Origin of the sequence: Lysobacter sp. S4-A87, from assembly GCF_022637455.1 — a bacterium.
GTDB lineage: Bacteria > Pseudomonadota > Gammaproteobacteria > Xanthomonadales > Xanthomonadaceae > Lysobacter_J.
Genome location: NZ_CP093341.1, coordinates 650,944 through 676,732 on the forward strand (window position 1 = coordinate 650,944; position 25,789 = coordinate 676,732).

23 protein-coding genes and 1 pseudogene are annotated in these 25,789 nt (G+C 67.4%); 6 read left to right on the top strand and 18 right to left on the bottom strand.

Going from position 1 to position 25,789, the window contains the following annotated elements:
• Positions 1-12: 12 nt before the first annotated feature.
• Complete coding sequence (locus MNR01_RS02965; RefSeq protein ID WP_241919498.1) at positions 13-2,289, bottom strand: YfhO family protein; 2,277 nt, start codon at positions 2,287-2,289, stop codon at positions 13-15.
• A gap of 184 nt (positions 2,290-2,473) precedes the next feature.
• On the opposite strand from MNR01_RS02965, the gene MNR01_RS02970 reads away from it, so the two are divergent.
• From MNR01_RS02970 to sulP, 5 genes are all read left to right on the top strand, one after another.
• The gene (locus tag MNR01_RS02970; protein ID WP_241919499.1) at positions 2,474-2,923 is read left to right on the top strand and encodes an AraC family transcriptional regulator; all 450 of its coding nucleotides are present in this window, start codon (positions 2,474-2,476) and stop codon (positions 2,921-2,923) included.
• 27 nt (positions 2,924-2,950) lie between these two features.
• Positions 2,951-3,361, top strand: a complete 411-nt coding sequence (locus MNR01_RS02975; protein ID WP_241919500.1) for a VOC family protein — start codon at positions 2,951-2,953, stop codon at positions 3,359-3,361.
• 170 nt (positions 3,362-3,531) lie between these two features.
• The gene (locus MNR01_RS02980; RefSeq protein ID WP_241919501.1) at positions 3,532-3,810 is read left to right on the top strand and encodes a hypothetical protein; all 279 of its coding nucleotides are present in this window, start codon (positions 3,532-3,534) and stop codon (positions 3,808-3,810) included.
• A gap of 16 nt (positions 3,811-3,826) precedes the next feature.
• Complete coding sequence (ppk2, locus tag MNR01_RS02985) at positions 3,827-4,639, top strand: polyphosphate kinase 2 (RefSeq protein WP_241919502.1); 813 nt, start codon at positions 3,827-3,829, stop codon at positions 4,637-4,639.
• Between the two features lie 63 nt (positions 4,640-4,702).
• Complete coding sequence (sulP, locus tag MNR01_RS02990; RefSeq protein ID WP_241919503.1) at positions 4,703-6,415, top strand: sulfate permease; 1,713 nt, start codon at positions 4,703-4,705, stop codon at positions 6,413-6,415.
• A gap of 2 nt (positions 6,416-6,417) precedes the next feature.
• Here the strand turns inward: sulP and MNR01_RS02995 are convergent.
• Positions 6,418-7,499: pseudogene (locus MNR01_RS02995) on the bottom strand (DNA topoisomerase IB).
• 181 nt (positions 7,500-7,680) lie between these two features.
• Positions 7,681-7,953, bottom strand: a complete 273-nt coding sequence (locus MNR01_RS03000; RefSeq protein ID WP_241919504.1) for a GlsB/YeaQ/YmgE family stress response membrane protein — start codon at positions 7,951-7,953, stop codon at positions 7,681-7,683.
• A 116-nt stretch (positions 7,954-8,069) separates the two neighbouring features.
• On the opposite strand from MNR01_RS03000, the gene MNR01_RS03005 reads away from it, so the two are divergent.
• A complete protein-coding gene (locus MNR01_RS03005) occupies positions 8,070-8,561 on the top strand; it encodes an MgtC/SapB family protein (protein WP_241919505.1) in 492 nt (163 codons plus the stop codon).
• Between the two features lie 12 nt (positions 8,562-8,573).
• Here MNR01_RS03005 and MNR01_RS03010 read toward each other — a convergent pair whose 3' ends face one another.
• The 15 genes from MNR01_RS03010 to MNR01_RS03080 all read right to left on the bottom strand — a co-directional run bounded on the left by MNR01_RS03010 (position 8,574) and on the right by MNR01_RS03080 (position 25,665).
• Positions 8,574-11,684: an error-prone DNA polymerase gene (locus MNR01_RS03010; protein ID WP_241919506.1), complete on the bottom strand. Its 3,111-nt coding sequence runs from the start codon at positions 11,682-11,684 to the stop codon at positions 8,574-8,576.
• Positions 11,681-13,093 carry a DNA polymerase Y family protein gene (locus tag MNR01_RS03015; protein WP_241919507.1) on the bottom strand — a complete coding sequence of 471 codons (1,413 nt, stop codon included), beginning with the start codon at positions 13,091-13,093 and terminating at the stop codon, positions 11,681-11,683. Before MNR01_RS03015 ends, MNR01_RS03010 begins: the two co-directional genes overlap by 4 nt.
• A gap of 12 nt (positions 13,094-13,105) precedes the next feature.
• The gene (gene imuA, locus MNR01_RS03020) at positions 13,106-13,723 is read right to left on the bottom strand and encodes a translesion DNA synthesis-associated protein ImuA (RefSeq protein WP_241919508.1); all 618 of its coding nucleotides are present in this window, start codon (positions 13,721-13,723) and stop codon (positions 13,106-13,108) included.
• Between the two features lie 15 nt (positions 13,724-13,738).
• Complete coding sequence (gene lexA / locus MNR01_RS03025; RefSeq protein WP_241919509.1) at positions 13,739-14,347, bottom strand: transcriptional repressor LexA; 609 nt, start codon at positions 14,345-14,347, stop codon at positions 13,739-13,741.
• A gap of 283 nt (positions 14,348-14,630) precedes the next feature.
• Positions 14,631-15,383, bottom strand: coding sequence for an OmpA family protein (locus tag MNR01_RS03030; protein ID WP_345779026.1), 753 nt, complete (start codon positions 15,381-15,383; stop codon positions 14,631-14,633).
• A gap of 89 nt (positions 15,384-15,472) precedes the next feature.
• Positions 15,473-16,942, bottom strand: a complete 1,470-nt coding sequence (locus tag MNR01_RS03035; protein WP_241919510.1) for a wax ester/triacylglycerol synthase family O-acyltransferase — start codon at positions 16,940-16,942, stop codon at positions 15,473-15,475.
• A 64-nt stretch (positions 16,943-17,006) separates the two neighbouring features.
• Positions 17,007-18,452: a deoxyribodipyrimidine photo-lyase gene (locus MNR01_RS03040; protein ID WP_241919511.1), complete on the bottom strand. Its 1,446-nt coding sequence runs from the start codon at positions 18,450-18,452 to the stop codon at positions 17,007-17,009.
• A gap of 80 nt (positions 18,453-18,532) precedes the next feature.
• Positions 18,533-19,660 (bottom strand): alanine racemase, encoded by a 1,128-nt coding sequence (gene alr / locus MNR01_RS03045; protein WP_241919512.1) that lies wholly within the window; start codon positions 19,658-19,660, stop codon positions 18,533-18,535.
• Between the two features lie 103 nt (positions 19,661-19,763).
• Positions 19,764-21,179, bottom strand: a complete 1,416-nt coding sequence (locus tag MNR01_RS03050) for a replicative DNA helicase (protein ID WP_241919513.1) — start codon at positions 21,177-21,179, stop codon at positions 19,764-19,766.
• Between the two features lie 224 nt (positions 21,180-21,403).
• Positions 21,404-21,787 (bottom strand): hypothetical protein, encoded by a 384-nt coding sequence (locus MNR01_RS03055; RefSeq protein WP_241919514.1) that lies wholly within the window; start codon positions 21,785-21,787, stop codon positions 21,404-21,406.
• Positions 21,788-21,967: 180 nt separating this feature from the next.
• Positions 21,968-22,420, bottom strand: a complete 453-nt coding sequence (rplI, locus tag MNR01_RS03060) for a 50S ribosomal protein L9 (RefSeq protein WP_241919515.1) — start codon at positions 22,418-22,420, stop codon at positions 21,968-21,970.
• A 129-nt stretch (positions 22,421-22,549) separates the two neighbouring features.
• Positions 22,550-22,780 (bottom strand): 30S ribosomal protein S18, encoded by a 231-nt coding sequence (gene rpsR / locus MNR01_RS03065; RefSeq protein ID WP_055899483.1) that lies wholly within the window; start codon positions 22,778-22,780, stop codon positions 22,550-22,552.
• Positions 22,781-22,792: 12 nt separating this feature from the next.
• Complete coding sequence (rpsF, locus tag MNR01_RS03070) at positions 22,793-23,218, bottom strand: 30S ribosomal protein S6 (protein ID WP_200605073.1); 426 nt, start codon at positions 23,216-23,218, stop codon at positions 22,793-22,795.
• A 244-nt stretch (positions 23,219-23,462) separates the two neighbouring features.
• Complete coding sequence (locus tag MNR01_RS03075; protein WP_241919516.1) at positions 23,463-25,253, bottom strand: DUF885 domain-containing protein; 1,791 nt, start codon at positions 25,251-25,253, stop codon at positions 23,463-23,465.
• Positions 25,254-25,326: 73 nt separating this feature from the next.
• A complete protein-coding gene (locus MNR01_RS03080; RefSeq protein WP_241919517.1) occupies positions 25,327-25,665 on the bottom strand; it encodes an iron-sulfur cluster assembly accessory protein in 339 nt (112 codons plus the stop codon).
• Between the last annotated feature and the right edge of the window lie 124 nt (positions 25,666-25,789).

The window sequence follows — 25,789 nt, forward strand, 5'->3', positions numbered from 1 at the left end:
GGGCTTTTTGCTTTAGTCGGCCACACCGGCCGCGACCGCCGCGGCATCGCTGCCGCCAGACTCCGGCCTCCGGCCATTGCTCCAACGCATCGCCACCATCCGCAGCGGGCTGAAATGGAACGTCAGCCGCCCTGCCCCGGCCGGCACGCAGGCGCCGCGAAACAGCGCGTTGGCGCGCAGCAGCGGCACCTCCTGCCCGTTGACCTCCGCCCACCAGCCCGGTGCGTCGATCTCGTTGAGCACGATCCACGCCGGTCGCGGCGCGCGGTAGTCGATCCCGACGCGATTGGCGCGATAGGACACTGGCGCGACCTGCGCAACGCCGCCTTGCCGGCGCGCACACGAAGTGCCTGCGAGCGCCGTTTCCGGCAGCCAGACCTCGCTGTTGAAGTCCGTTGCCTGGAACGCCGCCGTAGGCGGCAACGCGCCCTGATGTCCGCGCACGGTGGTCGGGTTGAGGATGCGCGGGAGCACGGACTCGCGCAGCTTCCAGTGCACGCCATTGGATTCGACGCTGCCCTGCAGCGACTCACGCGTGACGACCACGCGCAGTCCAAGCAGATCGAACGCCGGCGAGTCGTAGCGTGGAGCCAGCTCGGTGAAAACGCGCTCAGACAGCGTTCCGACGAAGGTCGACGAACCGAACGCGGAGGCATACGGCGCGTACAGCATGGGGTTGTAGCCGCCGGTCATCGCAACGCCGCGCACGCCGACGGCGTTGACCAGAGCGTTGACCCCAACGATCTCGGCCCGCTCGGGAATGACGCCGCTGCGGACGATGCCATGGATGCGGTTGAGGATCGGCGCAGTGGCCGATACGCCGTCCGCCGGAAGGCCGGCACCCTCGTACAGCTTCCGCACCTCGCCGCTGCCGCCGTAGTAGCGATTGCGCACGTTGTGGACCCCCAGGTCCAGCGCGAACAGCACCAGCAGCATGGCCAGCGTCAGCGGGCCGATGGAGCGGCTCGCGCGAAGGGCCCAGATGGCGACGGCGGAAATGAGCGCCGTCACGAGCAACGGCAGCAGGGAACGCACGCCTCCCAGGTTCGCTGCCCCATGCCAGATCGCGTACGCGCCCAGGCCGCCGAGGACCACCAGGCCCGCCCAGTTCGGCCGCCACTGCGCCCCTCGCAAGCGCGACTCCAGCGCCACGGCGGCCAGCAGCGCGGCCGCCGGCACGAACAGGAACAGCGCATCGGCCGGCCGGCGAAACATCGAAACGCCGGGCAGCCATTCGTACAACCATGCGTATGCGGGAGTCCGCAGTCCCAGCGCGTAGATGGTCGCCAGCGCCATGCAGCACATGGCCCCGACCACCTGGTGCCGGTACTGCGGCAGCGTTGCACGGCCCCAGGCAACCCAGACCGCTAGCGGCACCGCTCCCAGATAGAGGTAGTTCGCGGTCAGGTCGCCACCGCCGACGTACTTGCCGCGGGCCCACAGCAGGTCCGCGCCCAGCAGGGTGCCCAGCGCGGGCCAGGTGAGGCTGCCGCCCATCGCATCGTCCAGGAGCAGTTGCCCGCGATTGGTGTCCGGCAGGAAGGCAAAGGTCGCCATCCATTGCGGCAGTGAAACTACGGCCGCGATGACTCCAGCCAGGGCCAGGCAACCTGCGTAGCGCAAGCGGTCCTGTGGCGCGACATGGGTGAGCAGATACAGGCCGTACGCGATCGCAGCCAGGCCCATGAGATAGGTGACCTGGGTCATCTGCAGGGCGCACAGGCCGCCAAACAGACCGGCGAGCGCCGCTGTTGCCGGCTTCGGCCGTTGCGACAACCGGCGCAGGCCCCACCACAACCAGGGCAGCCAGGCGTAGCTGACGATCATCGGGACGTGCTGCATGCGCGAAGCGGCGACCCCTCCGAACATCACGGTCAGCGCGAAGAGCAGCCTGGAGGCCGGATGCAGGCCGTAGCTGCGGGCCACGACCAGCGCCCCCAGTCCGGCCAGCAGGACATGCACCAGCACGACCACGGTGAACCAGCTCATCGACGGCAGCGACGACAGCAGCATCGGCAGCACGACCGTTGGCTGGAAGGTCATCGCCTGCGGGTCGGCGAACTGCGGATAGCCGCCAAACAGCAACGGGTTCCACCACGGGCCTTCCAGCTGGCGCAGCTGCTGCACGGTGAATGCGACCGACGGGTAGAACTGCTGCGCGGCGTCGTAGGGAAGGACGCGGCTGCCGATCAGCCATGGCGCGCACAGCAACGCCCACAGGACGGTCAGGAACAATGCAGGGCGCGCCAGGGCCGCATCCGCGGCGTGACGAAGAAAAGGTCGTGACATGCGATGGCGGTCCAACTACTGATGCGTCGGACCCGTGAGTCCTGTGGTACGTCCCCTGTCACACCCGCCGCAGGCGGGGCAACTTCCATTGCCGGCGAGCTTATTCGTACCGGCCGCGGCTGCCAAGCGCGCGTCCGCCACCGCGAGCTTGAGCCGCGCGGGTCACGGTGGCACGATCGCGCAGGTGACTGGCCGACCCTCCGATGCGGTGCACCTGCGCGACCTCGCGCGGCTTCGCCGCGTGCGCGACCGCATCGACCGCGAATTCGCGCAGCCATTGGATGTCGAAGCCCTCGCCCATGGCGTCCACATGTCCGCCGGGCATCTCAGCCGCCAGTTCCGGCTCGCCTACGGCGAGTCGCCCTACTCCTACCTGATGACCCGGCGCATCGAGCGCGCGATGGCGATGCTGCGCGGTGGCGAGCTGAGCGTCACTGAGGTCTGCTTCGCGGTCGGCTGCTCGTCGCTGGGCACCTTCAGCACCCGTTTTGCCGAACTTGTCGGCGTGCCGCCCAGTGTCTATCGGCGCCAGGTGGCGGACGCGGCGCCCGGGATTCCGTCCTGCATCGAGAAGCAGGTGACCAGACCGGTCAGGAATCGAGAAGCGAAGGCCACCGACCCGGACCTAGCATGACCGCTCCAACCACCAGGGACGACTGCAATGAACATCTCCATCCACGCGAGCTTCCTCCCCCATAACGATCCGGACGCCGCGCTGGCCTTCTATCGGGACACCCTCGGCTTCGAGGTGCGCAAGGACGTCGGCTACAACGGCCTGCGCTGGATCACCGTCGGCCCGCCCGGCCAGCCGGAAACATCCATCGTCCTGCACCCGCCGGCAGCCACCCCGGGCATCACCGAGGACGAACGCCGCACCATCGCCGAGATGATGGCCAAGGGCACGTACGGCATCATCCTGCTGGCCACCCGCGACCTCGAAGGCGCCTTCGAGAAACTGCAGGCCAGCGGCGCCGAGATCGTCCAGGAGCCGACCGACCAGCCGTACGGCGTGCGCGACTGCGCCGTCCGTGACCCTTCGGGAAACATGATGCGGATCCAGCAGCTGGGCTGAGACGGCCGTCAACCCCCCGCTAACGATCCAAGGTGAAAGCCCGTCTTTTGACGGGCTTTTTTCTTTGCGCTGGAAGGCCGACAACCATTATTTCAGCGTGAAACTGCCGTGATGCTGGCGTAACACGGTGCGTGCGCAGAATAACGCCCACCCCTTGCAGAGCGGCCACGATGTCCGACGAAACCGACGATACCGGCACCCTCCAGGCACTCCTCGATCGACTGATCAATTTCAGGTTGCCGCGAACGCTGGCGGTCAAGAAGCGCGTCGATGCCGGCGAGCGCCTGACCGATTCCGATATCGCATTCCTCAAGAGCGCGCTCGAGGATGCGCAGCGCGGGCAGCAGGTGTGGGCACGCAATCCGGAGATGCACAAGATCGGCGTGCAGATCGTCGAGCTCTACGACGACATCATCAACAAGGCCGTCGAGAACGAAAAGAAGGCATGACGAGCGGAGCCGCGAAATGAAAACCGACAAACACGACCAGGCGCCTGCCGAAACGGAAAAGATGACGCGAAAGGCGTACGAGGCGGAGCTCGAGAAACTGCATGTCGAGCTGGTCAAGCTGCAGATGTGGCTGGTCGCAAAGAAGAAGAAGGTCTGCGTCGTGTTCGAAGGGCGCGACACCGCCGGCAAGGGCGGCACGATCAAGGCGATCACCGAGCGGGTCAGCCCGCGCGTGTTCCGCGTGGTGGCCCTGCCGGCACCAACGGACCGCGAGAAGAGCCAGATGTACTTCCAGCGCTACATGCGCCATCTGCCGGCGGCAGGCGAGTTCGTGATCTTCGATCGCAGCTGGTACAACCGCGCCGGCGTGGAACGGGTGATGGAGTTCACCTCTGAAGCCAATGTGCGCAAGTTCCTGCGGACCACACCGCTGGTGGAAGCGGCGATCGTGCAGTCGGGAATCATCCTGCTCAAGTACTGGCTGGAAGTCAGCGACGAGGAGCAGACCCGGCGCCTCAAGGAACGCGCCACCGACGGACGCAAGCTGTGGAAGCTCACGCCGATGGACCTCAAGTCGTATGGGCGCTGGTACGACTATTCGCGCGCACGCGACGACATGTTCGCCGCCACCGACTCGCCGCAGGCGCCGTGGTATGTGGCCCGTACCGACGACAAGCGCCGCGGGCGCCTCAACATCATTCGCCATATGCTCGACAAGATTCCATACGAAGAGCTGCCCCGCGAGAAGTTCAGCCTGCCCAAGCGGCAGAAGCGCGGCGACTACGTGGAGTCCGACTATCCTTTCAAGTTCATCAAGGAGCAGTACTGATTCCACGGCCCGAGCGGGAATGTTCGCGACAGGCATGACCAGGCCACGACAGGGAACTCGCCGATGAACGGCTGGATGCGTTGGCTACCCGGACTGCAGACCGCCAGGCGCTACGAAGCCGCCTGGCTGCCGAACGACCTGATGGCCGGGTTGGTTCTGACCACGATGCTGGTGCCGGTCGGCATCGCCTACGCTGTGGCCTCGGGCGTGCCCGGTATCTACGGCCTGTACGCCACGATCGTCCCGCTGCTTGCGTACGCCCTGTTCGGGCCGAGCCGCATCTTCGTGCTGGGGCCGGACTCTTCGCTCGCGGCAGTGATCCTCGCGGTCGTGCTGCCCCTGTCGGCAGGCGACCCGGCGCGCGCCGTGGTCGTGGCGAGCCTGATGGCGGTGGTGTCGGGCCTGGTGTGCATCCTGATCGGCGTACTGCGCCTGGGCTTCGTCACCGAACTGCTGTCCAAGCCGATCCGCTACGGCTACATGAACGGCATTGCGCTGACGGTGCTGGTCAGCCAGTTGCCCAAGCTGTTCGGGTTCTCGATCGACAGCGCCGGGCCATTGCGCGATCTGTCCCGTACCGCCCAGGCGATCCTCGGTGGACAGGCCAACTGGACTGCGTTCGCCGTCGGTGCGGGCACGCTCGTGCTTATCCTGCTGCTCAAGCCGTACAAACGGATCCCCGGCCTGCTGATTGCCGTCGTGGCGGCGACGTTCGTGGTCGGTGCACTCGCCCTGGACGACAGCGCCGGCGTCAAGGTGCTCGGCCAGTTGCCGCAGGGCCTGCCGTCGTTCGCGCTGCCGTGGATCGAGCCGGCGCACCTGGCGCAGGTGGTGATCGGTGGCTGCGCCGTGGCGATGGTGGCATTCGCCGACACCAGCGTGCTGTCGCGCACCTATGCGGCCAAGAACGGGGTCGCTGTCGATCCCAACCAGGAGATGATCGGCCTGGGTGCCGCCAACCTGGCCGCCGGGTTGTTCCAGGGCTTTCCGATCAGCAGCAGTTCCTCGCGCACGCCGGTTGCCGAAGCCGCCGGAGCGAAGACCCAGCTCACTGGCGTGGTCGGCGCCGTGGCCGTTGCCCTGCTGCTGGTATTTGCGCCCAACCTGCTCGAGCACCTGCCCAGCAGCGCGCTGGCGGCGGTGGTCATCGCCGCGGCAATTGGTCTGTTCGAGTTCGCCGACCTGCGCCGCATCTACCGCATCCAGCAGTGGGAGTTCTGGTTGTCGGTGGCCTGCTTCGTCGGCGTCGCCGTGCTCGGCGTGATCCACGGCATCGGCATCGCGATCGTAATCGCCGTGATCGAGTTCCTCTGGGACGGCTGGCGGCCGCACCACGCCGTGATGGGCCGGGTCGAGGGCATCCGCGGCTTCCACGACATCCGGCGCTATCCGCAGGCACGCCTGGTTCCGGGCCTGGTGTTGTTCCGCTGGGATGCGCCGCTGTTCTTCGCCAACGCCGAGCTGTTCCACCAGCGCGTGCTCGAGGCAGTCGCACAATCGCCCACGCCGGCGCGGCGGATCGTCGTCGCGGCCGAGCCGGTCACCAGCATCGATGTGACGTCGGCCGACATGCTCGCCGAACTGGAGAGGTCGCTGCGCGAATCGGGCGTCGAGTTCCGCTTCGCGGAGCTGAAGGATCCGGTCAAGGACAAGTTGCGGCGCTTCGAGATGCTGGAGCGCTTCGGGCCGATATATCCGACGATCGGGGCGGCCGTCGATGCGTTCCTCGACGAGCACGCCGTGAACTGGCAGTGGGAGGACGAGGAAAGCGACTGACCTCAGCCGCCGTTGCGGTGGGCGCGCTTGAGCAACCGCAGTGCGGCCTGCTCCCATTGCCGGGCGCCGCGCGCATTGGCGGTGGCGCGCTGCAGGCGGCCGTCTTCCCAGCACGCGAACACCACCGGGTCGATGTAGGACTTGCGGCAGATCGCCGGTGTGTTGCCCAGCAGTTGCGCGACGTCCTTGATCACCGCGTTGCGGGTGGCAACGATGCCCTGGGCATCGGGTTGCCCGTCTTCCTTCTGCGCGACCTCGCATCCGGCCAGCAGGCGCACAGCCAACAGTGTCCCACCCCAGGTGCGGAAGTCCTTGGCGGTGAAATCGCCGCCGGTGGCGTCGCGCAGGTAGTCGTTGACCAGGCCCGAGTCGACCGGCTGCACGGCGCCATCGTCATCGCGGTACTGGAACAGCATCTGCCCCGGCAGCTGCTGGCACCGCTGCATCAGGCGCGCCAGCCGGGCATCGTCGAGCACCACGTCATGCTCCAGCCCGCCCTTGCCGCGGAAACGGAGCTTGGCGCGGCCGCCGCGCAGGAACTCGACGTGGCGGTTGCGCAGCGTGGTCAAGCCGTAGGAGCGGTTGCCGCGGGCGTACTCGTCGTTGCCGATGCGCAGCAGCGTGTCGGCGAGCACCGCAACCACGATTGCGGACACCTTCTCGCGACCAGGCCATCGCGCGCCAGATCGCTGCGCAGGCGCCGACGCAGGCGCGGCAGCGATGCGCCGAACGCGACGATGCGGTCGAACTTGTCGCTGTCGCGAACCTGGTTCCAGTCCGGGTGGTAGCGGTACTGCTTGCGGCCGCGTGCATCGCGACCGGTGGCCTGCAGATGACCGTTGCTGCGCGTGCAGATCCAGACGTCGCGGTAGGCCGGCGGAATCGCCAGGGCCCGGATCCGGGCCAGCGTCGCCGCGTCGCGGATGCGCCGGCCGGCGGCATCGACGTACGAGAACCCCTTGCCGGCACGGCGGCGACGCAGACCGGGGTCGGCGTCGCTGACATAGACCAGGCCGCCCGCGGCCGCCGATTGCACAGCCGACCCGGACCGGGTGGCGATGGGGGAGCGCTCGCGAGCTGCCATGCCCTGCAGCATCCCGACGCGGACATCAAGGCCGCGTCACCGCCGCGGCGATCCGTTCATGCACGGCCCGGCATCGGCGCGATCGTGTGGGGGATCATGTGGGGGATCATGTGGGAGATCGAAGCGCGAAGGCTCGCGCTTCGTCTCAGCGACTCAGCGTCGCATTGCGCGCCTGCGCGTCTCAGCGCGCACGGCCGCGGGTGAACAGATTGACGATGGCCAGCAGCACGATCGCGCCCAGCAGCGAGAGCAGCAGGCCGCTCATGCTGAAGTTGCCGTCGTTGATGTCGCCGCCGCCCAGCCCCAGCACGCCGCCCAGCCAGCCGCCGATGAAGGCGCCGACGATGCCGACGATGATGTTGAGGAAAATTCCCTGCTGGCCGTCGCGACGCATGACCAGGCTCGCGAGCCAACCGATGATGCCGCCGACGATCAACCAGATGATGAATCCCATGGCATGTCCTCCGTTTAGGTGCGACCGATCCTAGGAAGGCATGCGTGACGCGAATGTATCGGAACTGGAAGTCATCGTGACGCCATCTATACATCGCCTGCCCTTAGGGTGAGCGGATGGACTGGACCATTCAGTTGGTCGTGCTCGGCGATGCCGCCATTGCCATGGTGCTGGGCGGTGCCATCGGGTTCGAGCGCGAACTGAAGAATCGCCCCGCCGGTTTCCGCACGCACATGCTGGTGGCGGGCGCTGCGGCGCTGCTGGTCGGCCTGGGGCAACTGGTGATCGTCGACCATCGTCTCGACGGCGAGGGGCTGACCCTCGATCCGCTGCGCCTGGTCGAGGCGGTGATCGCCGGCGTGTCCTTCATCGGTGCCGGCACCATCTTCGGCCACCGCGGATCGCAGGTCGTGGCCGGCATCACCACCGCGGCCTCGATCCTGATGGTGGCCGTGATCGGCGTGATGGCGGGGTTCCGCTACCACCTGCTGGCGCTGGCGGCGACCGTGCTGACGCTGCTGGTGCTGGCGGCGGTGGGGGCGATCGAGCGGCGGATGATGGCGAAGGTGAAGGACAACGGCGACGCGCCGACGCCTTCGAAGCGGTAACCCCTGCCCGGCTCAGCGGAAGTCGCGCGAACTGGTATCCAGCTCGCCGAGCAGTTCGGCGTAGTTCTCCAGCCGTTGCGCGATCACGTGCTGCACGCCGTCGACGCGCTCCAGCCGCCCTTCCACTGCCAGCAGCTGGGATTCCAGCAGCACCCGCCGCTGGCGTTCGGCCAGATGCTTCCAGACCACGACGTTGATCGTTCCCGATTCGTCTTCCAGCGTCACGAAGATCACGCCGCTGGCGGTCTGCGGTTGCTGGCGCCCGCGCACCAGCCCGGCCGTGCGCACATTGCGGCCATGGGCGACCTGGTCGAGTTCGGTCGATCCCTTGCAGCGGCGCGCGCTCAGCGCCTTGCGCAGGTACGACAGCGGGTGGCGGCCGAGCGTGGTGCCGGTCAGGGCGTAATCGGCACGCAGGTCCTCGTCGGGCGTCGGCATCGGCAGGCGGATCTGGGTTTCCTTGCCGGAGACGGTCGCCCCCAGCAGCGGCAACTGACGCTCGACGCCGGTGATCGCCCAGCGTGCGCGATGGCGGTGGCCGGCCAGTGACTTCAGCGCACCGGCGTCGGCCAGCAGGCCCTGCTGGCGACGATCGAGCGCGGCGCGCTCGCACAGGTCGGCGACGTCGTCGAAGGCACGCCGGGCCCGCGCCGCCTCGATGCGCTCGGCCGCGACGCTGTCGAAACCCTGGATCATGCGCAGGCCGAGGCGGATCGACAGCATCTTGTCGCGGAGCCCGGCCTGGTCGCGCAGCCCGGCTTGGCCCAATCGTTCCAGGCTGCAGTCCCAGTCGCTGAAGCGCACATCGACCGGCAACACGCGCACGCCATGGCGGCGCACGTCCTGCAGGATCTGGTCGGGCGTGTAGAAGCCCATCGGCCAGCTGTTGATCAGGCTGCAGGCGAACGCCGCCGGCTCGTGCCGCTTGAGCCAGCAGGTCACATAGGTGATCAGCGCGAAACTGGCCGCATGCGACTCGGGGAAACCGTAGCTGCCGAAACCCTTGATCTGCTCGAAGATGCGTTCGGCGAACTCGAGCGTGTAGCCGTTGCCGAGCATGCGCGTGGTCAGCCGTTCGCGATGGTGCTCCAAGCCGCCGTGGCGCTTCCATGCCGCCATCGAGCGGCGCAGTTCGTCGGCCTCGCCCGGCGTGTAGTCGGCGGCCTGGATCGCCAGCTGCATCACCTGCTCCTGGAACAGCGGCACGCCCAGCGTGCGCTCGAACACCTCGCGCAGGCGCGGCGGGTAGTCGACCGGCTCCTGGCCGTTGCGGCGGCGCAGGTAGGGATGGACCATGTCGCCCTGGATCGGCCCCGGCCGCACGATCGCCACCTCGATCACCAGGTCGTAGAAATTCTTCGGCCGCAACCGCGGCAGCATCGCCATCTGCGCGCGCGATTCGATCTGGAACACACCCACGGTGTCGGCGCGGCCGATCATCTCGTAGGTGTCGGGGTCGTCGGCCGGAATGTCGGCCATGGTCATGTCGCGACGGCCGTGCCGGCGCAGCTGGTCGAGGGTCTTGCGCACCGCGGTGAGCATGCCCAGGGCGAGGCAGTCGACCTTGGACACCTGCATCACGTCCAGATCGTCCTTGTCCCACTGGATCACGGTGCGGCCGTCCATCGCCGCGTTCTCCACCGGCACCAGGTTGTGCAGCGGCTGCTCGCTGATGACGAAGCCGCCGGGGTGCTGCGACAGATGGCGCGGGAAACCGATCAGCTCGGCGGTCAGCTGCAGCACCCGGCGCAGGATCGGCGCGCCGGGGTCGAAGCCGCGCTCGCGCAGGTACTCGGGCATCGGCATCTCGCCGCTCCAGCGTTCCATGGTCGCGGCCAGCTCGTTGACCTGGTCCGGTGGCAGGCCCAGGGCCTTGGCGACGTCGCGGATCGCGCTCTTGCCGCGATAGCTGATCGCCACCGTCACCAGCGCCGCCCGCTCGCGGCCGTAGCGTTCGAACACGTACTGCAGCACTTCCTCTCGGCGCTCGTGTTCGAAGTCGATGTCGATGTCCGGCGGTTCATTGCGCTCGCGCGAGAGGAAGCGCTCGAACAGCATGTTCATCGCACCGGGGTCGAGCTCGGTCACACCCAGCGCGTAGCACACCGCCGAATTGGCGGCCGATCCGCGGCCCTGGCACAGGATCGCGCGGCTGCGGGCGAAGCGGACGATGTCGTGCACGGTCAGGAAGTAGGACTCGTAGTGCAGCTCGGAGATCAGCGCCAGCTCGTGCTCGATCTGGTCGCGGGCCTTGTCGGGCGTGCCGGCCGGCCAGCGCCAGCGCGCGCCTTCTTCGGTGAGGTGGCGCAGCCAGCTGGCGGCGGTGTGACCTTGCGGGACCAGTTCGCGCGGGTACTCGTAGCGCAGCTGGTCGAGGGTGAAGCGGCAACGCCCGGCCACGCGCACGGTCTCGGCCAGCAGGTCGGCCGGGTAGATCGCCGACAGCGCACGGCGCGTGCGCAGGTGGCGCTCGCCGTTAGGGAACAGCAATGCGCCCGCCTCGACCACGGTAGTGCGGTGGCGGATGGCGGTCAGCGTGTCCTGCAGCAGCCGGCGCGACCGCACGTGCATGTGCGCATCGCCGGCGGCGACCAGCGACAGGCCATGGCGATGACCAAGATCGCGCAGCGCCTGCAGGCGTTCGTCATCGTCCGGGCCGCGATGGAGTTCGACCGCGATCCACAGGCGTTCGGGGAATACCGACTTCAGCCACTCGACCTCGCCGTCGCGGGCGTCGGCCGGCAGCCACAGCGCCAGCAGGCCGGCCGGCAGCCCGTCGAAGTCCTCGCGCAGCAGGCGGTAGCGGCCTTTGTCGGCGCGACGCCGGGCGACGGTGATCATCCGGCACAGCGCGGCGTAGCCTTCCAGGTCAGCCACCAGCAGCACCACGGCAGGGCCGCCTTCGATCCGCATCTCGCTGCCGACGATCAGCGGCAGGCCGCTTTTCCGCGACGCCTCCAGCGCGCGCACGATGCCGGCCAGCGAGCATTCGTCGGTGATCGCCAGGGCCTGGTAGCCCTGCTCCCTGGCGCGGTCGAACAGCTCCTGTGCGACCGATGCGCCGCGCTGGAAGCTGAAGGCCGACAGGCAATGCAGCTCGGCATAGTCGGGCAGCGCGCTCATGCGAACCACCCGTGCAGCATGTACGGCCCGCGCTCGCCGGCGACGCAATAGGCCCAGGCGCGCTGGCCGCTGGACGTTTCGACCAGGTAATAGTCGCGGCGCACTTCGAAGCCGTCCCACCAGCCCGATTCGATGCGTTCGGGGCCGGCAAGCACGGTCAGCGCGTGATCGCGCAGCGCAATGGGCTGATGCAGCAGCCAGCCCGGGCGCGGCAGCGACGGCGGCGCGGTCTCGCGCTGCGCCAGCGCGTCCACGCCCCAGGCGCGCTCGGGCCGGTGATCGCCACGCACGGCCAGGCCATGCACGGCGTCGTCGCCGAGACGCGCACGCAATCGTTCGCGCAATTGCGGCCACGGCATCGCCTGCTGCGATCGGGCATCGAACAGATCGCGACTGGCCGGCACGAACGGCGGCAGTTCCTGCGCGATCAGGCGCAGGCCGCGTACCGGTGCCGGCACCCTCGCCTGTTCGAGGCGGCCACGAGTGAGTTCGAACAACGTGGCCGCAGCGCGTTCGGGCGCGAGCAGGCCGACGGTGACTTCGCTGTCATCGCAGCGTTCGTGCTCCAGCACCAGCACGAAGCGCTGCACGCCGCCGTCGCGACCGGCCAGGAACGTGGCCAGGTCCGCGGTCAGGCGGCGCAGCGGGAACAGCAATGCCTGGCTGGATTCGATCTCGTGGTCGAACTCCATGCGCTGGTCGAACACGTCCGGTGGCCGGTACAGGGTCAGCGGCAGGGTCATATCGCCGCGCAGGGCGTCCAGGTACGGCAGCACCGTCTTCGGAAAGCGCCGGGTGATGCTGTCGCGCGGCAGCTCGAAGACCTGGCGCAGGCGGCGCAGGCCCATGCGCGACAGCGACAGTGCGGTCTCGCGATCGAGCCCGGCACGCTCGACCGGGATCTGGCCCAGGCCGGTCAGCAGGGTTTCGTCAGTGAGCCCAATGCCGTCGTGGACATTGGCCAGCACCCGCGCCGCATGCGGATTGGGCGCGGCAACGAGGCGATGACGGAAGCCCATCGCGCGCAGTTCCTCGCGCATCTGCGCTTCCAGCCGCGGCCACGGCCCGAACAATTTCAGGCTGCGGCCGATCTCCAGCACGATCGCGTGCGAGAACTGCGTGCTGACCTGCGAACTGAAACGGTAGGCCCAGGCCGCGACCAGGTCACGCCAGTGCGCCGCATCCCTGGGGTCGTAGGCAACGCTGGTGAAGCCGGCATTGATCGCCTGCGCCGCCGCCATCGACTGCCCGGGCCGCAGCCCGAGCGCGCGCGCGGCCGGATTGACCGAATGCAGCACGCGCCGCTGCACCGGTCCATCGATCAGCGCCAATGCCTGCTCGGGCATCGGCTGACGACGCAGGACACCGTCCAACGCCAGTTGCGGCAACAGCAGGCAGACCCAGCGCATGACGGTCCTGCCTCACTGCCAGTCGAAGGCAATGGGCCGCGTCGGCGCCAGCCCGCCGCGGCACTTGAGCACGCGCAGCTGCTGCGGATCGGTATCGATGGCGATGCGCAGCGCCGCCGGCGAAGGATTGCGCGCGGCCTTGGCCGGGCGGATCGCGAAGCCCAGGCACCGCCCCGTTTCGGCCGCCACCTGCAGCCGCCGCAGCGCGCGGTCGTCGGCGTGCAGCGGCCAGCACAGCACCGCCGCGCACGCGCCCGAGCGCAGGCATTGCTCGGCCGCCCACAGCGCATCGCGCGGCGGCGTGTCGATCACCTGCAACTGCGACAGGCGCACACCGGCGCGCTGCCAGGCCGGTGCGAACGGCACGTACGGCGGCGCGACCACGACGATGACGCCATCGTTCTGCGACAACCGCGCCAGCGTCGGCCACAGCAGGCGCAACTCGCCGACACCATCGGCCGGGATCAGCAGTTCGGTCAGTGCACCGTCGGGCCACCCGCCCGAGGGCAGCGCCGCATCGAGCATGGCGTGCCCACTCGGCTGCGGACTGGCCGGCAGCACATGGCGCTGCTGGCCTTTCCAGAGCCGGCGCTGGTCCAGCAGGCTGTCGATGGCGACGACCGCGCCCATGCCCTCAGCCCCGCCTCAACCCGGCCGGACCAGGCCGCAGAAGATGCCTTCAATGGCGAAGTCCTGGCCCGGTTCGACCACGATGGGCGAATGCACCGGGTTGCGCGGCAACAGGCGGATACCGTCGCCCGCATGTTCCAGTCGCTTGATGGTGATCTCGCCATCGACCCGCGCCACCACCACCTGGCCATCGCGCGCCTGGTTGCTGCGATGCACGCCGACCAGATCACCATCGAGGATGCCGTCGTCGATCATCGAATCGCCCTGCACCTTGAGCAGGTAGTCGGGGGCACGCGAGAACAGGCGGCGATCAAGCCGCAGGCGCGGAGCGTCCTCGACGATGTCGGCACCGATCGGCACACCGGCCGCGACCCGCCCCAGCACCGGCAGGCTGACCAGCTCGCCCGGCGCATCGCGACCGACCAGGCGGATGCCACGCCGCTGGTTCGGCACCAGCTCGATCTGGCCCGCATCGGCCAGCGCCTGCACATGCTTCTTCGCCGCCGTGACCGAAGCAAAACCAAAGGCCTGCGCGATCTCGGCCAGGCTCGGCGGCTGACCCTCCTCGATCCGCTCGCGGATGAAGGCCAGGACGGCGGTACGTTTCGGGGAAGGGCTGGCCATGGTGCATATATTTACACCTTGGCGTCAGTATTGACCAGATCCGCCTGTCATCTTTTGCACGACCAAAGAAAGATCAATGCGTTACAGAAAATAGTTCAAGTAGCCCGGGTAAGCGAAGCGCAGCCGGGAGACGTGGGCGATCCCGGGTGCGCTTCGCTTACCCGGGCTACCAATGTCCATGGATCCCCGCCTTCGCGGGGATGACGGTTTTCATGCGTCGCCAACCGACCCAAACAAAAAGAGCCGCCCGAAGGCGGCTCTTTCCGATCCCACCGGCAAGCGATCAGGACTCGATCGGCACCAAGGTGATCTCGACACGACGGTTCTGCGCGCGGCCGGATTCGCTGTCGTTGCTCGCCACCGGACGCGTCTCACCCGCACCGACCACGATGAAACGATCGCGATTGAGGCCACGGCTGGTCAGATAACCCGACACCGCATTGGCCCGCTGCTCCGACAACTTCTGGTTGTAAGCATCGCTACCGACACTGTCGGTATGACCGGCCACCTCAACGATGGTCTGGTTGTACTCCTGCAGCGTGCGCGCCACGTTGTCGAGCACCGGATAGAACTCCGGCTTCAGATTGGACTTGTCGAAGTCGAACGTGATGCCGCTGGGCATGTTGAGCGTGATGTTGTTGCCATCGCGCACCACATCCACACCGGTGCCGGCCATCTGGTCGCGCAGCGCACGCTCCTGGCGGTCCTGGTAGTTGCCGATCGCGGCACCGGCGAGACCGCCGACACCCGCACCGACCAGCGCACGCTGGCGACGCTCGGTGGCATCGTCACCGCTGAGCAGGCCCGCGGCGACGCCGGCCAGCGCACCGATCAGCGCGCCCTTGCCGGTCTTGCTCATGCCCTGCTGCTGCGCCGGCGGCTGCTGCCCCTGCTGCGGCGTGCCTTGCGGATACTGGCCCTGCGGATACTGGCCCTGCGGGTACTGCTGGCCGTAGTACGGCTGGCTCGTGGCGCAACCGGCAATCACGGCGGTCATCGCCAATGCGGCGAATGCAAACTTGATCTGGGTCTTCATCGGGGCGGTCCTTCTGGGAAGCTCGGTTGAACTGTGGCGCAAGCTAATCACGTCCGCGTGCGGTGGGAGCGACCAGCGGTCACACCTATTCAGTTTCCGGCAGGGAACATGGCTTCTGCCGCAACGGCATCGAGCGCGTGCTCCCAGCTTCCCATCAAGGACAGATACAGCAGCTTCTCAAACTCGGCGCCAAAGCGGCTGATCACCGCGTCCGGATCCGGGATCAGGCGACCGTCGGCGATCAGGCCGAAATGCACGCGGCCGTTGTAGCTCAGGATCGAAATGCCGACGCCGATCGAACCGGTCTGCGGCACCCAGAACATCATTTCGCGGAGCATGCAGCCGGCCAGGTAGAGAGGCTGCTGCGGACCGGGGACATTGGTGGCCACCGCAGTCGCCTTGCGACTGAAAAGCTCCAGCGCGAGACCCTGCATGGCCGCCGGCGCCATGCCGAGCGCGGCCAACAAGCCATACGCAACAATGGCTTGCCTTGAATTCTTGAGGTTGCGCATGCACTCGGCCACGCGCTCCAGGCGGCGGATCGGGTTGCCCTCGCCGACCGGCAGGTCGAGGAACACCAGGCCGAAGTGGTTGCCCAGCTTGCGTGCGTGTTCGAGCGGACGCAGGTTGACCGGCACGGTCGCGCGCAACGTCATGCCATCGACCCGCTCGCCACGCTCGATCATGTAGCTGCGCAGCGCGCCGGCGGCAGTCGCCATCAGCACATCGTTGACGGTGCAGTCGCAAGCACGACCGACCGCCTTCACTTCTTCCAGATCCAGCGGCTCGGCCCAGGCCACGCGCTTGCTCACGCCCAGGCGCCCGCGCAACAGCGACGGCGGATCGTCGGACAAGGCCAGCGCGTGCAGCAGCTCGCGCGCGATCTCGCCGCCCTCCTTCGCCAGCACCGCGGCCAGGCCGGGGTCGCGATAGAAGTCCATGCCCTTCTCGACCACCTTGCTGCCGAGCTGCATGTAGCGGTCGACGGCGCCGACGCGACGAGCGACGTCGGCGTGGTCCTGCTTGAGCCATGCACGCGGCAGTTCGCTGTCGTTGCCGGCGTCGGGCTGGGTATCGGTCAGCGACAGCAGCACCTGCACCAGTGCGATGCCGTCGGCGTAGCTGTGATGGATGCGCGCGATCAGCGCCGAGCCGCCGTTGTAGTTCTCGACCAGGTGGAACTGCCACAGCGGCCGGTCATGGCTCAGCGGCGACGACGCCAGCTGGCTGACGAAACGCTCCAGCGCGCGCTTGTCGCCACGGCCCGGCAGCGCCGCCGGCTGCACGTGCCAGTCAAGGTTGAAGTTGGGGTCGGTGCGCCACGAGGCGCCAGCCGGCGTGTCCACGGCCTTCTGGCGGAAGCGGCGGTAGGCGAGGAAGCGCTGCTTGATCACGCGCTTGAGCCGCTCCAGCGACATCGTCTCGGCGAACATCAGCACGCCGGTGATCATCATCGGATTGGTCGGCCGTTCCATGCGCAACCAGGCCGTGTCGACGCGCGACATCGTCTCCCGGCGCGCGCGCTTGCGCGAAGTTGCCCGCTCTCCTGTCGTTGCCATGCGCCCTCCCAAGCCTTGCCGCGAGTGAATCACGCTGCCAAGAGCACCGTCAACGCAACCGAACCTACGAAACCCGCATCCGACGATAGGCCTTCAACGCGCCGTCACGCCCGGCAAACAAATCCACCAGCGGCTGCATCGGGTAGTCCGGCGCCAGCCGTTGCGCAGTCACCGGGTCCTGCCACGGCGCGAACCGCAAGGGCAGCGGCAATCCCGCCAGCTCCGGCAGCCAGCGCGCGATGTAGCTCCCCTCCGGGTCGAACTTCTGCGCCTGCGTCACCGGATTGAAGATGCGGAAGTACGGTGCTGCGTCGGCACCGGTGCCGGCCACCCACTGCCAGCCGAGCGTGTTGCTGGCCAGGTCGGCATCGACCAGCGTGTCCCAGAACCAGCGGGCACCGTGGCGCCAGTGATAGCGCAGATGCTTGGTCAGGTAGCTGGCCACGATCATGCGCACCCGGTTGTGCATCCAGCCGGTGCTCCACAGCTCACGCATGCCTGCGTCGACGATGGGCACCCCGGTGCGGCCTTGCTGCCAGGCCTGCAGGTGCGAGGGCGAAACCTGCGCCCAGTCGAAGGCGTTGAACTTCGGGTCGAAGTTCTGCTGCGGCGTTTCCGGGAAGTGGTGCAGCAGGTGGTAGCCGAACTCGCGCCAGCCCAGTTCGCGCCGGGCCGCGTCGATGTCGGCATCGGCTACCGCACCGCGCAGCCGTTCCACTGCCGCGACCACGCGCCAGGGTGCGATCTCGCCGAAATGCAGATGCGGCGACAGCCGCGAGGTACCGATCCGGTCCGGGCGATCGCGTTGCAGCGCGTAGCCGTTCAGCGCGCCATCGGTGAACGCTTCCAGTGCCTGCAGGGCCCCTTCTTCGCCCGGCGTCCAGCGCTCCCAGAAGCCGCCATCCCAACCCTGGGCCGGCGCCAGGCGCAGAGCCGCCAGCGGTACGCCTTCTGGACCGTCGCCGCTGTCGGGCAATCGCTCAGGGGCGTCCGCGCAGGCCTGCAGTTGCCAGTGCGCGAGCGCTGAACGCCAGAACGGAGTGAACACCCGGAACGGCGTGCCCTGCTGGGTCTTCAGCGTCCACGGTTCGAACAGCAACGCGCTGTTGAAGCTTTCGGCATGCACGCCCTGCCCGCGCAGCACCTGCTTGATGCGGGCATCCCGGCGTTCGAATGCCGGCTCATAGCGACGGTTCCAGAACACCGCCTCGGCGCCGGTGGTGGCCACCAGCGATTGCAGCGTCGCCAGGCTCGGGCCGAAGAAGCGGCGCAGGTGTGAGCCGCGCAGGCGCAGCTGTCCGTCGAGCGCGTCGAGCGAACGATGTCGCCAGGCATCGGAAGCCGCGCCAGGCCGCCAGTCACCAGCCTCGTCCGGCGCGTGGATGTAGACCGGCACCGGCACGTAGCCGCCATCGAGCGCGGCCCGCAGCGCAGGATTGTCGGCCAGCCGCAGATCGTTGCGGAACCAGACCAGGGCCAGCGGCGCCGGATTCGCAGCGTTTGCGGACATCGCCCCTCCTGTTGATGGACGGGCGAAGTATGCCGCTGTCGGGGGCGCTGTCGTCAGCCCTGGCCCGGATGCGCGGTCGGTTACAGGCCGCCGCGATACTCGCGCGGAATGCGGTCGTTGAGGCCGACCAGGATTTCGTAGGGGATCACGCCGGCCCGCTGCGCCAGCGCTTCGACGGTAATGGCGTTGTCGCCCTGCGCGCCCACCAGCACCACCTCGTCTTCGTTGAAGGCGCTGTCCTGGCCGATGTCGACCATGAACTGGTCCATGCACACGCGCCCCACGATCGGGTAGCGCTGGCCGCGGATCAGCACCTCGCCGCGCGACGACAACCCCCGCGGGAATCCGTCGCCATAGCCGATGGGCACCGTCACCACGCGCGTGTCGCGCTCAGGCGCCCAGGTCGCGCCATAGCTGACCGGATTGCCGGCCTTGACCACCTTGAAGTAGACGACCTGCGAGGCGAGCGACATCACTGGCTCGAGGTCGACGCTGTGCCGCGAGGCCGGGTCGGGCTGGACGCCGTAGAGCATGATCCCCGGACGGACCATGTCCAGCCACGTCTCGGGGAAGTGCAGCACGCCGCCAGAGTTGGCCAGGTGTCGCAACGGCATGGGCGCGCCGATGCGCTCGATGTGCGAGAACGCTTCCCGGAACCGCTCCAGCTGCTGGGTGCTCATCGGCGAGAACGGATCGTCCGAACACGCCAGATGCGAATAGATGCCCTTGAGCACGCACCAAGGCGACGCCACCGCCGCCTCGATGAAGGCGCGCGCGGAGTAGCTGTGCACCCCGATGCGCTCCATGCCGGTGTCGATCTTGAGATGGATGACGGCCTTGCGCCCCATTGCCTCGGCCGCCGCCTCCACCAGGCGGAGCTTGTCGAGCGAGGAGACGGTGATCTCCAGGTCATGGACCAGGAACTGCGCCACCTGCCGCCCGAAAATGCCGCCCAGTACCAGCACGGGCGCGGTCACGCCTGCCTGGCGCAGGGCGATGCCCTCTTCCAGGAACGCCACGCCCAGCTGCTCCACGCCCTGCGCCTGCAGGTGCAGCGCGACACGCACCAGGCCATGCCCGTACGCATTGGCCTTGACGATGCCCATCACCGGCACGCCGACATGGGCGCGGATGCTGCGCAGATTGAAGGCCAGATGGTCGAGATCGACCACGATACGGGTGGGCCGCTCGCTGACGGCCGGGGGCATGCCTGCTGACTGGTGCACTTCGTTCCCGGGTGGTGGTAACGCGCGCCCCATTGTAAGGGCCACCGCGATCTCAGTCGCAGCGACGCTCGGTCTTTCCCCGCATTTACTCGAAGCTGCCCACCGAGTCGTGCGACAGGTTGTCGAAACGGGTGTACTCGCCGAAGAACTTGAGCTTCATCGAACCGGTCGGGCCGGAACGCTGCTTGCCGATGATGATCTCGGCCAGGCCCTTGTCCGGCGAGTTTTCCTTGTTGTAGTAGTCGTCGCGGTAGATGAACACGATCATGTCCGCGTCCTGCTCGATGGCGCCCGATTCGCGCAGGTCGGCCATGACCGGTCGCTTGTCGGTACGCGTTTCCAGCGAGCGGTTGAGCTGCGACAGGGCGATGATCGGCACCTGCAGTTCCTTGGCCAGGCCCTTGAGCGAGCGCGAGATCTCGGAGATTTCGGTCGCGCGGTTCTCGCTGTTGCCGGGCACCGACATCAGCTGCAGGTAGTCGATGACGATCAGGCCCAGGCCACCGTGCTCGCGCTTGAGGCGGCGCGCCTTGGCGGCGAGCTTGACCGGCGACAGGCCGGGCTCGTCGTCGATGAAGATCTTTACCTCGCGCAGCTGGCGGATCGCGCTGGTCACCCGGCTCCAGTCTTCGTCCTCGAGCTGGCCGGTACGCAAGCGCTGGGCGTTGACGCGACCGACCGAGGAGATCAGGCGCATCGCCAGCTGCGAGGCCGACATTTCCATCGAGAACACCGCCACCGGCTGCTTGCTGCGGAACGCGGCGTACTCGGCCATGTTCAGCGCCAGGGTCGTCTTGCCCATCGCAGGACGTGCCGCCAGGATGATCAGGTCGGTCTTCTGCAGGCCGGCGGTCATCATGTCGAACTCGGTGTAGCCGGTGGCCAGACCGGTCACGCCGCTGCCGTTGGTGTAGCGCGTCTGCAGCAGGTCGAACGCTTCCGACAGCGCCTTGGTCACCGCGGTGAAGTCGGTCTTGCCGGTGGTGTTGGCCTGGGCGATCGCCAGGACCTGGCGCTCGGCCTCTTCCAGGATCTCGCTGCTTTCGCGGCCGTCGGGCTGGAAGCCATCGTTGACGATGCCGGTACCGACGTCGATCAGCTGGCGCAGGATCGCCTTGTCGCGGACGATTTCCGCATACGCGGTGATGTTGGCGGCCGACGGCGTCGTGCTGGCCAGTTCGATCAGGTAGGCGCCGCCGGCGACCTGCTCGGACATGCCCATCGATTCGAACCACTCGCCGAGGGTGACCGCGTCGAACGGCCGGTTCTTCCCGGCAAGTTCGCGGATCGCACGATAGATCAGCTGGTGGTCGCGCCGGTAGAAGTCGCTGTCGCTGAGCTGGTCGGCGATCCGGTCGTAGGAGTCGGGCACCAGCATGAGGCCGCCGAGCACCGCCTGTTCGGCTTCGATCGACTGCGGAGGCACGCGCAGCTGGTCAAGGCGCTGCTCAGTGCGCGTCTCGAACCGCTTCTCGCCGCGAAACCCTGGACGTGCGCTCATGCCGTTTTGTTGCCCCTTCCGTGCGCCGTCTGTGCGGCTGTGATTGTGTGACGGGTCGGGCATCGTAGTCGCCGATGCCCTCGGGGGGTTGCAGATAACTCTGTGGATATCGCGTGGATAGATGGCATGGCGCCGTCTCAGGACCTGAGACAGCCGTCGTTGACCGCCCATCGCCTGCGCTTTGCAGGCGACTCCCCGTTGCCAGTATCGCGTGTTTGGCCGGCTCAGTAACGCGGCGGCAGCGATCCGGTCGCGACTGCGCCCTGCTGCGGACGGTGCCGATGCAACTCAACCAGCAGCGCCTGCGACAGCATGCCCAGGAGCGCGTCGATCGCTTCGGTTGCCCACCTGCCCGTGCGCACGGGCGACAGGCTGTCGGCCAGGTGCAGGTCGAGGATCCGCGCCATCAGCCAGAACGCACGCTCACCGTCGTGCTTGTCCTGGCAGACCTTGCGCAGGCTGGCAGCGACCAGGTCGACCAGCTCTGGCGCCGCTGCGGCGCCGACCACGGGTGCCATCCACAGCGACCTGGATGGGCCGCCACAGTAGGAGTCGGTCAGGATGGCGACCGACTGCGGGTCGCTGGCAGGGTGCTGCGGAGAGTCCATGGGATGGCCGACACCTGGGGGAGGAAGCCATCTACCGAGATGGCGGCGGCAACTGTGTCAGCCAGTCACCCTGATCCGTATAGGAATTGTCTGGTTTGCGTCTGGGCGCCGGATCGTCATCCACAAAAAGCAAAGGGCGCCTTTCGGCGCCCCTTGTTTGAAACCCGGTGGATCTTCGGATCAGGCGACTTCGCCGACCACGATGACCTTGACGGTGGCTTCGATGTCGGCGTGCAGGTGCACGACGATCTCGTACTCGCCGGTGCGACGCAGCGGGCCTTCGCCCAGCACGACTTCCGACTTCTCGACCTTGTGACCGGCCTTGGTGAGGGCTTCGGCGATGTCACGCGGGGTGACCGAGCCGTACAGCTTGCCTTCGGTCGAAGCGTTGGCCGAGATGGTCACTTCCACGCCTTCCAGCGCAGCCTTGCGGCCTTCGGCGCCGTCGAGGGCGGCCTTGGCCTTGGCTTCGTACTCGGCGCGACGCGCTTCGAACTCGGCCAGGTTGGCCGGGGTCGCCGGGGTGGCCTTGCCGTACGGGATCAGGAAGTTGCGGCCGAAGCCCGGCTTGACGTTGACCTTGTCGCCGAGCTTGCCGAGGTTCTGCACGTTCTGCAGGAGGATCAGTTGCATGGTGTTGCTCCTATTTCGTTAGCGAGGCTGTGCCCCGCAGCGGTGTTTCGCTGTCCGAAACCCCTCCCCTCCACCGCGGACGGCAGAAGGGGAAGAAACGTCCGCCCCCGAAGGAGCGGACCAATTTCATTAGGCGTTGTGGTTGTCGGTGTACGGGATCAGGGCCAGGAAACGGGCGCGCTTGACGGCCGTGGACAGCTGGCGCTGGTACTTCGACTTGGTACCGGTCACGCGGCTCGGCACGATCTTGCCGGTCTCGGTGAGGTACTGGCGCAGGGTGTTGAGATCCTTGTAATCGATCTCCTTCACACCCTCGGCCGTGAACTTGCAGAACTTGCGGCGACGGAAGAACTTGGACATGTTGGCGATCCCTTAGGCGGCTTCGTTATCGTCGGCGACGTCGGCAGTGCCGACCACGGTCTCGCCTTCTTCGTCACGGCGGCGGCGTTCGCCGCGCTCCGGCTTGTCGCCCTTCTCATCCTTGAACTTCATGATGAGGGACTGCTCGGTGTCGGCCTCGTCACGCTTGATGACAAGGTGGCGCAGCACGGCATCGTTGAAACGGAAACCGTCGACCAGCTCGTTGAGCACGTTCTGGGTGACTTCGATGTTGAGCAGGACGTAGTGGGCCTTGACCAGGTTCTCGATCGGATAGGCCAGCTGACGGCGGCCCCAATCCTCGAGACGGTGGATCTTGCCTTCGCCGCCTTCGATGAGCGACTTGTAGCGCTCGATCATGGCAGGCACCTGCTCGCTCTGGTCCGGATGGACCAGGAACACGACTTCGTAATGACGCATGGTGTGATTCCTTGTGGATGATGATCCGCGCAGGGCAGAAATGACGCCCTGGCGCTGACCGGATCAGCCCCCCGGCCTCCCGGAATGGAGGCGGTGGAGCAAGGTCTCCCCGGGCCTGGGCCCGCGGAGCCGGAAATTATGGCTGATTCAAGGGCTTGGAGCAAATCCCGGCGCTTGGCCCCCGATAGTCTCCCTCCCCTTCAAGGGGAGGGCCGGGGTGGGGATGGGTCTCCCGCCAGAGCCCTCACCCCTTCTCCTGCACGATCCACGCGTCGATCCGCGCCTCCAGCGCCTGCAACGGCACCGATCCCGTCTCCAGCACCGCATCATTGAACTCGCGCAGGTCGAACCGGTCGCCCAGCTCCTTCGACGCCTTCTCACGCAACTGTGAGATTTTGAGCTGGCCAATCTTGTAGGCCAGCGCCTGCCCCGGCCAGCCGATATAGCGGTCGATCTCGTTGACCACGTCCTGGCGGGTCTTGGGCGAGTTGTCCATGAAATAGGCGATCGCCTTGTCGCGGCTCCAGCCCTTGCTGTGCATGCCGGTGTCCACCACCAGCCGGACCGCCCGCCACATGTCGTAGGCCAGCTGGCCCATGCGGTCGTAGGGGTCGTCGTACAGGCCCATGTCGTAGCCCAGGCGCTCGGCGTACAGGCCCCAGCCTTCGCCGTAGGCGACGAAGTAGGCCGTGCGGCGGAACATCGGCGCGTCCGGCAATTCCATGCCGCGGGCGAACTGGAAGTGATGGCCGGGCACCGCCTCGTGCAGCGACAGCGCCATCATTTCCCACTTCGGCCGCACCTCCGGCTTGTAGAGGTTGACGTAGTAGAAGCCGGCGCGGGTGCCGTCGACAGCGCCGGGCTGGTAATAGGCCGTGGTGGTGTCCGGGGCGATGTTGTCGGGAATCGGGCGCACGCCGTAAGGCAGGCGCGGAATCGTCTTGAACACTTTCACCAGTTGCGGATCGATCCGCTTGGCGATCGCCTCGTAACCGGTGAACAGCTCCTGCGGCGACTTGTAGAAGAACTTCGGGTCGCTGCGCAGGTACTGGAAGAACTCGGCGAGACTGCCCTTGAAGCCGACTTCGGCCTTGACCTTCTCCATCTGGGCGCGGATGCGCGCCACTTCCTTCAGGCCGATCTGGTGGATCTGCTCGGCGCTGAGGTCGGTGGTGGTGAAGTAGCCGGCGACGAAGTCGTAATAGGCCTTGCCGTCCGGCAGGTCGGTGGCGGCGATCGTGGTGCGCGTCTTCGGCAGGTATTCATTGGCGAAGAACGTGGCAAAGCCGCGGTAGGCCGGGACGATGGTGTCGGTGATGACCTGCTTCGCCTCGGCTTGCAGCGCGGCGCGGTCGGCCTCGGGCACGGTGTCGGCAAAGCGGGCAAAGGGCTTGTAGAACGGGCTTTTGGCTGGATCGTCGACGATCTGCGCCTGGATCTGCCCGGTCACCCGCTCCATCAGCACCCGCGGCGGCGTGTTGCCGGTGGCGGCACCCTCGCGCATCAGTGCTTCGTTCTGTTCGATCACTTCCGGCACGGCGCGCATGCGTGCCAGCCAGTCGCGGTAGTCCTTCGTCGTCGCGAACGGCAGCACCTCGGCGATGCCTTCGGCGGTCTGCACGCCACCGCTGTGGCCGACCGGGCTCAGGTATTCGCGGTACTTCTGCCGCTCGACCGCCTTTTCCAGGTCCCAGCCGAACACGTCGTAATTGAGCTGGTCGCTGGCCGACAGCGCCTTGCGGTCGATGGCGCGCAGCCGTTGCAGGGCCTTGCGGTCGCCCTCCATGCGCGCCTGGATCGCCGCCATGCTCATGTCGGTCCAGCGATCGTTGAAGCGCTTGTCGCCGCGGTAGCTGGCCTCTTCCGGGCTCTCGCGCATGTCGCGTTCCCACTCTTCGTCGAACAGCGCGTAGAGGGCCTGGGTGGCGGCGTTGCGGGTTGGCGCCACGGCAGAGGGCGCGGCGGCGTCAACGTGGGGTGCGGTCACGCACAGACCGGCGGCAATGGCCACCGCAAGCAGAACTGGACGAAGCATGTCGGAATCCCCTCAAAGCAAGGGGACCGAGTCTAGCTTGGCTGCTCCCCCGGCTTGCAGGGGGCAACGGACCTCAGGCGGCGTCGGCCTTGGTCGTGAAGCTCTCGCCGCAGCCACATTCGGCGGTGACGTTGGGATTGCGGAACAGGAACTGCTCGCCCAGGCGCTGCTTGACCAGGTCGATCTGCGTGCCGTCGACCAGGGCCAGGCTCAGCGCATCGACATAGATGCGCACGCCGTCCTGCTCGAACACGGTGTCGCCTTCGTGGGTCTCGCGGGCGAGGTCGGCCTTGTACTGCCAGCCCGAGCAGCCGGTGCGCGAGACGCCAAAGCGCAGGCCGATCGCATCGGGCGATTCGACCAGGTAGCGCTGCACGCGTTCGAGGGCGGCGGGGGCAAGGGTGACAGCCATTGAGGCACTCCGGGGTGGCGACACGGGACGGCGAACCGCCTTTGGGCGAATTATAGCGACGCTATGCGGACGCTTCGGTAAACTGCCGCATTCCCCATATCGGCCCGAACAGGCAAGGATTCAA

What these genes read in the sequence shown, in the direction of transcription:
- MNR01_RS02965 (WP_241919498.1), bottom strand. Translation starts at nt 2,289, where the DNA reads ATGTCACGACCTTTTCTTCGTCACGCCGCGGATGCGGCCCTGGCGCGC.
- MNR01_RS02975 (WP_241919500.1), top strand. Translation starts at nt 2,951, where the DNA reads ATGAACATCTCCATCCACGCGAGCTTCCTCCCCCATAACGATCCGGAC.
- MNR01_RS02980 (WP_241919501.1), top strand. Translation starts at nt 3,532, where the DNA reads ATGTCCGACGAAACCGACGATACCGGCACCCTCCAGGCACTCCTCGAT.
- ppk2 (WP_241919502.1), top strand. Translation starts at nt 3,827, where the DNA reads ATGAAAACCGACAAACACGACCAGGCGCCTGCCGAAACGGAAAAGATG.
- sulP (WP_241919503.1), top strand. Translation starts at nt 4,703, where the DNA reads ATGAACGGCTGGATGCGTTGGCTACCCGGACTGCAGACCGCCAGGCGC.
- MNR01_RS03000 (WP_241919504.1), bottom strand. Translation starts at nt 7,953, where the DNA reads ATGGGATTCATCATCTGGTTGATCGTCGGCGGCATCATCGGTTGGCTC.
- MNR01_RS03005 (WP_241919505.1), top strand. Translation starts at nt 8,070, where the DNA reads ATGGACTGGACCATTCAGTTGGTCGTGCTCGGCGATGCCGCCATTGCC.
- MNR01_RS03010 (WP_241919506.1), bottom strand. Translation starts at nt 11,684, where the DNA reads ATGAGCGCGCTGCCCGACTATGCCGAGCTGCATTGCCTGTCGGCCTTC.
- MNR01_RS03015 (WP_241919507.1), bottom strand. Translation starts at nt 13,093, where the DNA reads ATGCGCTGGGTCTGCCTGCTGTTGCCGCAACTGGCGTTGGACGGTGTC.
- imuA (WP_241919508.1), bottom strand. Translation starts at nt 13,723, where the DNA reads ATGGGCGCGGTCGTCGCCATCGACAGCCTGCTGGACCAGCGCCGGCTC.
- lexA (WP_241919509.1), bottom strand. Translation starts at nt 14,347, where the DNA reads ATGGCCAGCCCTTCCCCGAAACGTACCGCCGTCCTGGCCTTCATCCGC.
- MNR01_RS03030 (WP_345779026.1), bottom strand. Translation starts at nt 15,383, where the DNA reads ATGAAGACCCAGATCAAGTTTGCATTCGCCGCATTGGCGATGACCGCC.
- MNR01_RS03035 (WP_241919510.1), bottom strand. Translation starts at nt 16,942, where the DNA reads ATGGCAACGACAGGAGAGCGGGCAACTTCGCGCAAGCGCGCGCGCCGG.
- MNR01_RS03040 (WP_241919511.1), bottom strand. Translation starts at nt 18,452, where the DNA reads ATGTCCGCAAACGCTGCGAATCCGGCGCCGCTGGCCCTGGTCTGGTTC.
- alr (WP_241919512.1), bottom strand. Translation starts at nt 19,660, where the DNA reads ATGCCCCCGGCCGTCAGCGAGCGGCCCACCCGTATCGTGGTCGATCTC.
- MNR01_RS03050 (WP_241919513.1), bottom strand. Translation starts at nt 21,179, where the DNA reads ATGAGCGCACGTCCAGGGTTTCGCGGCGAGAAGCGGTTCGAGACGCGC.
- MNR01_RS03055 (WP_241919514.1), bottom strand. Translation starts at nt 21,787, where the DNA reads ATGGACTCTCCGCAGCACCCTGCCAGCGACCCGCAGTCGGTCGCCATC.
- rplI (WP_241919515.1), bottom strand. Translation starts at nt 22,420, where the DNA reads ATGCAACTGATCCTCCTGCAGAACGTGCAGAACCTCGGCAAGCTCGGC.
- rpsR (WP_055899483.1), bottom strand. Translation starts at nt 22,780, where the DNA reads ATGTCCAAGTTCTTCCGTCGCCGCAAGTTCTGCAAGTTCACGGCCGAG.
- rpsF (WP_200605073.1), bottom strand. Translation starts at nt 23,218, where the DNA reads ATGCGTCATTACGAAGTCGTGTTCCTGGTCCATCCGGACCAGAGCGAG.
- MNR01_RS03075 (WP_241919516.1), bottom strand. Translation starts at nt 25,253, where the DNA reads ATGCTTCGTCCAGTTCTGCTTGCGGTGGCCATTGCCGCCGGTCTGTGC.
- MNR01_RS03080 (WP_241919517.1), bottom strand. Translation starts at nt 25,665, where the DNA reads ATGGCTGTCACCCTTGCCCCCGCCGCCCTCGAACGCGTGCAGCGCTAC.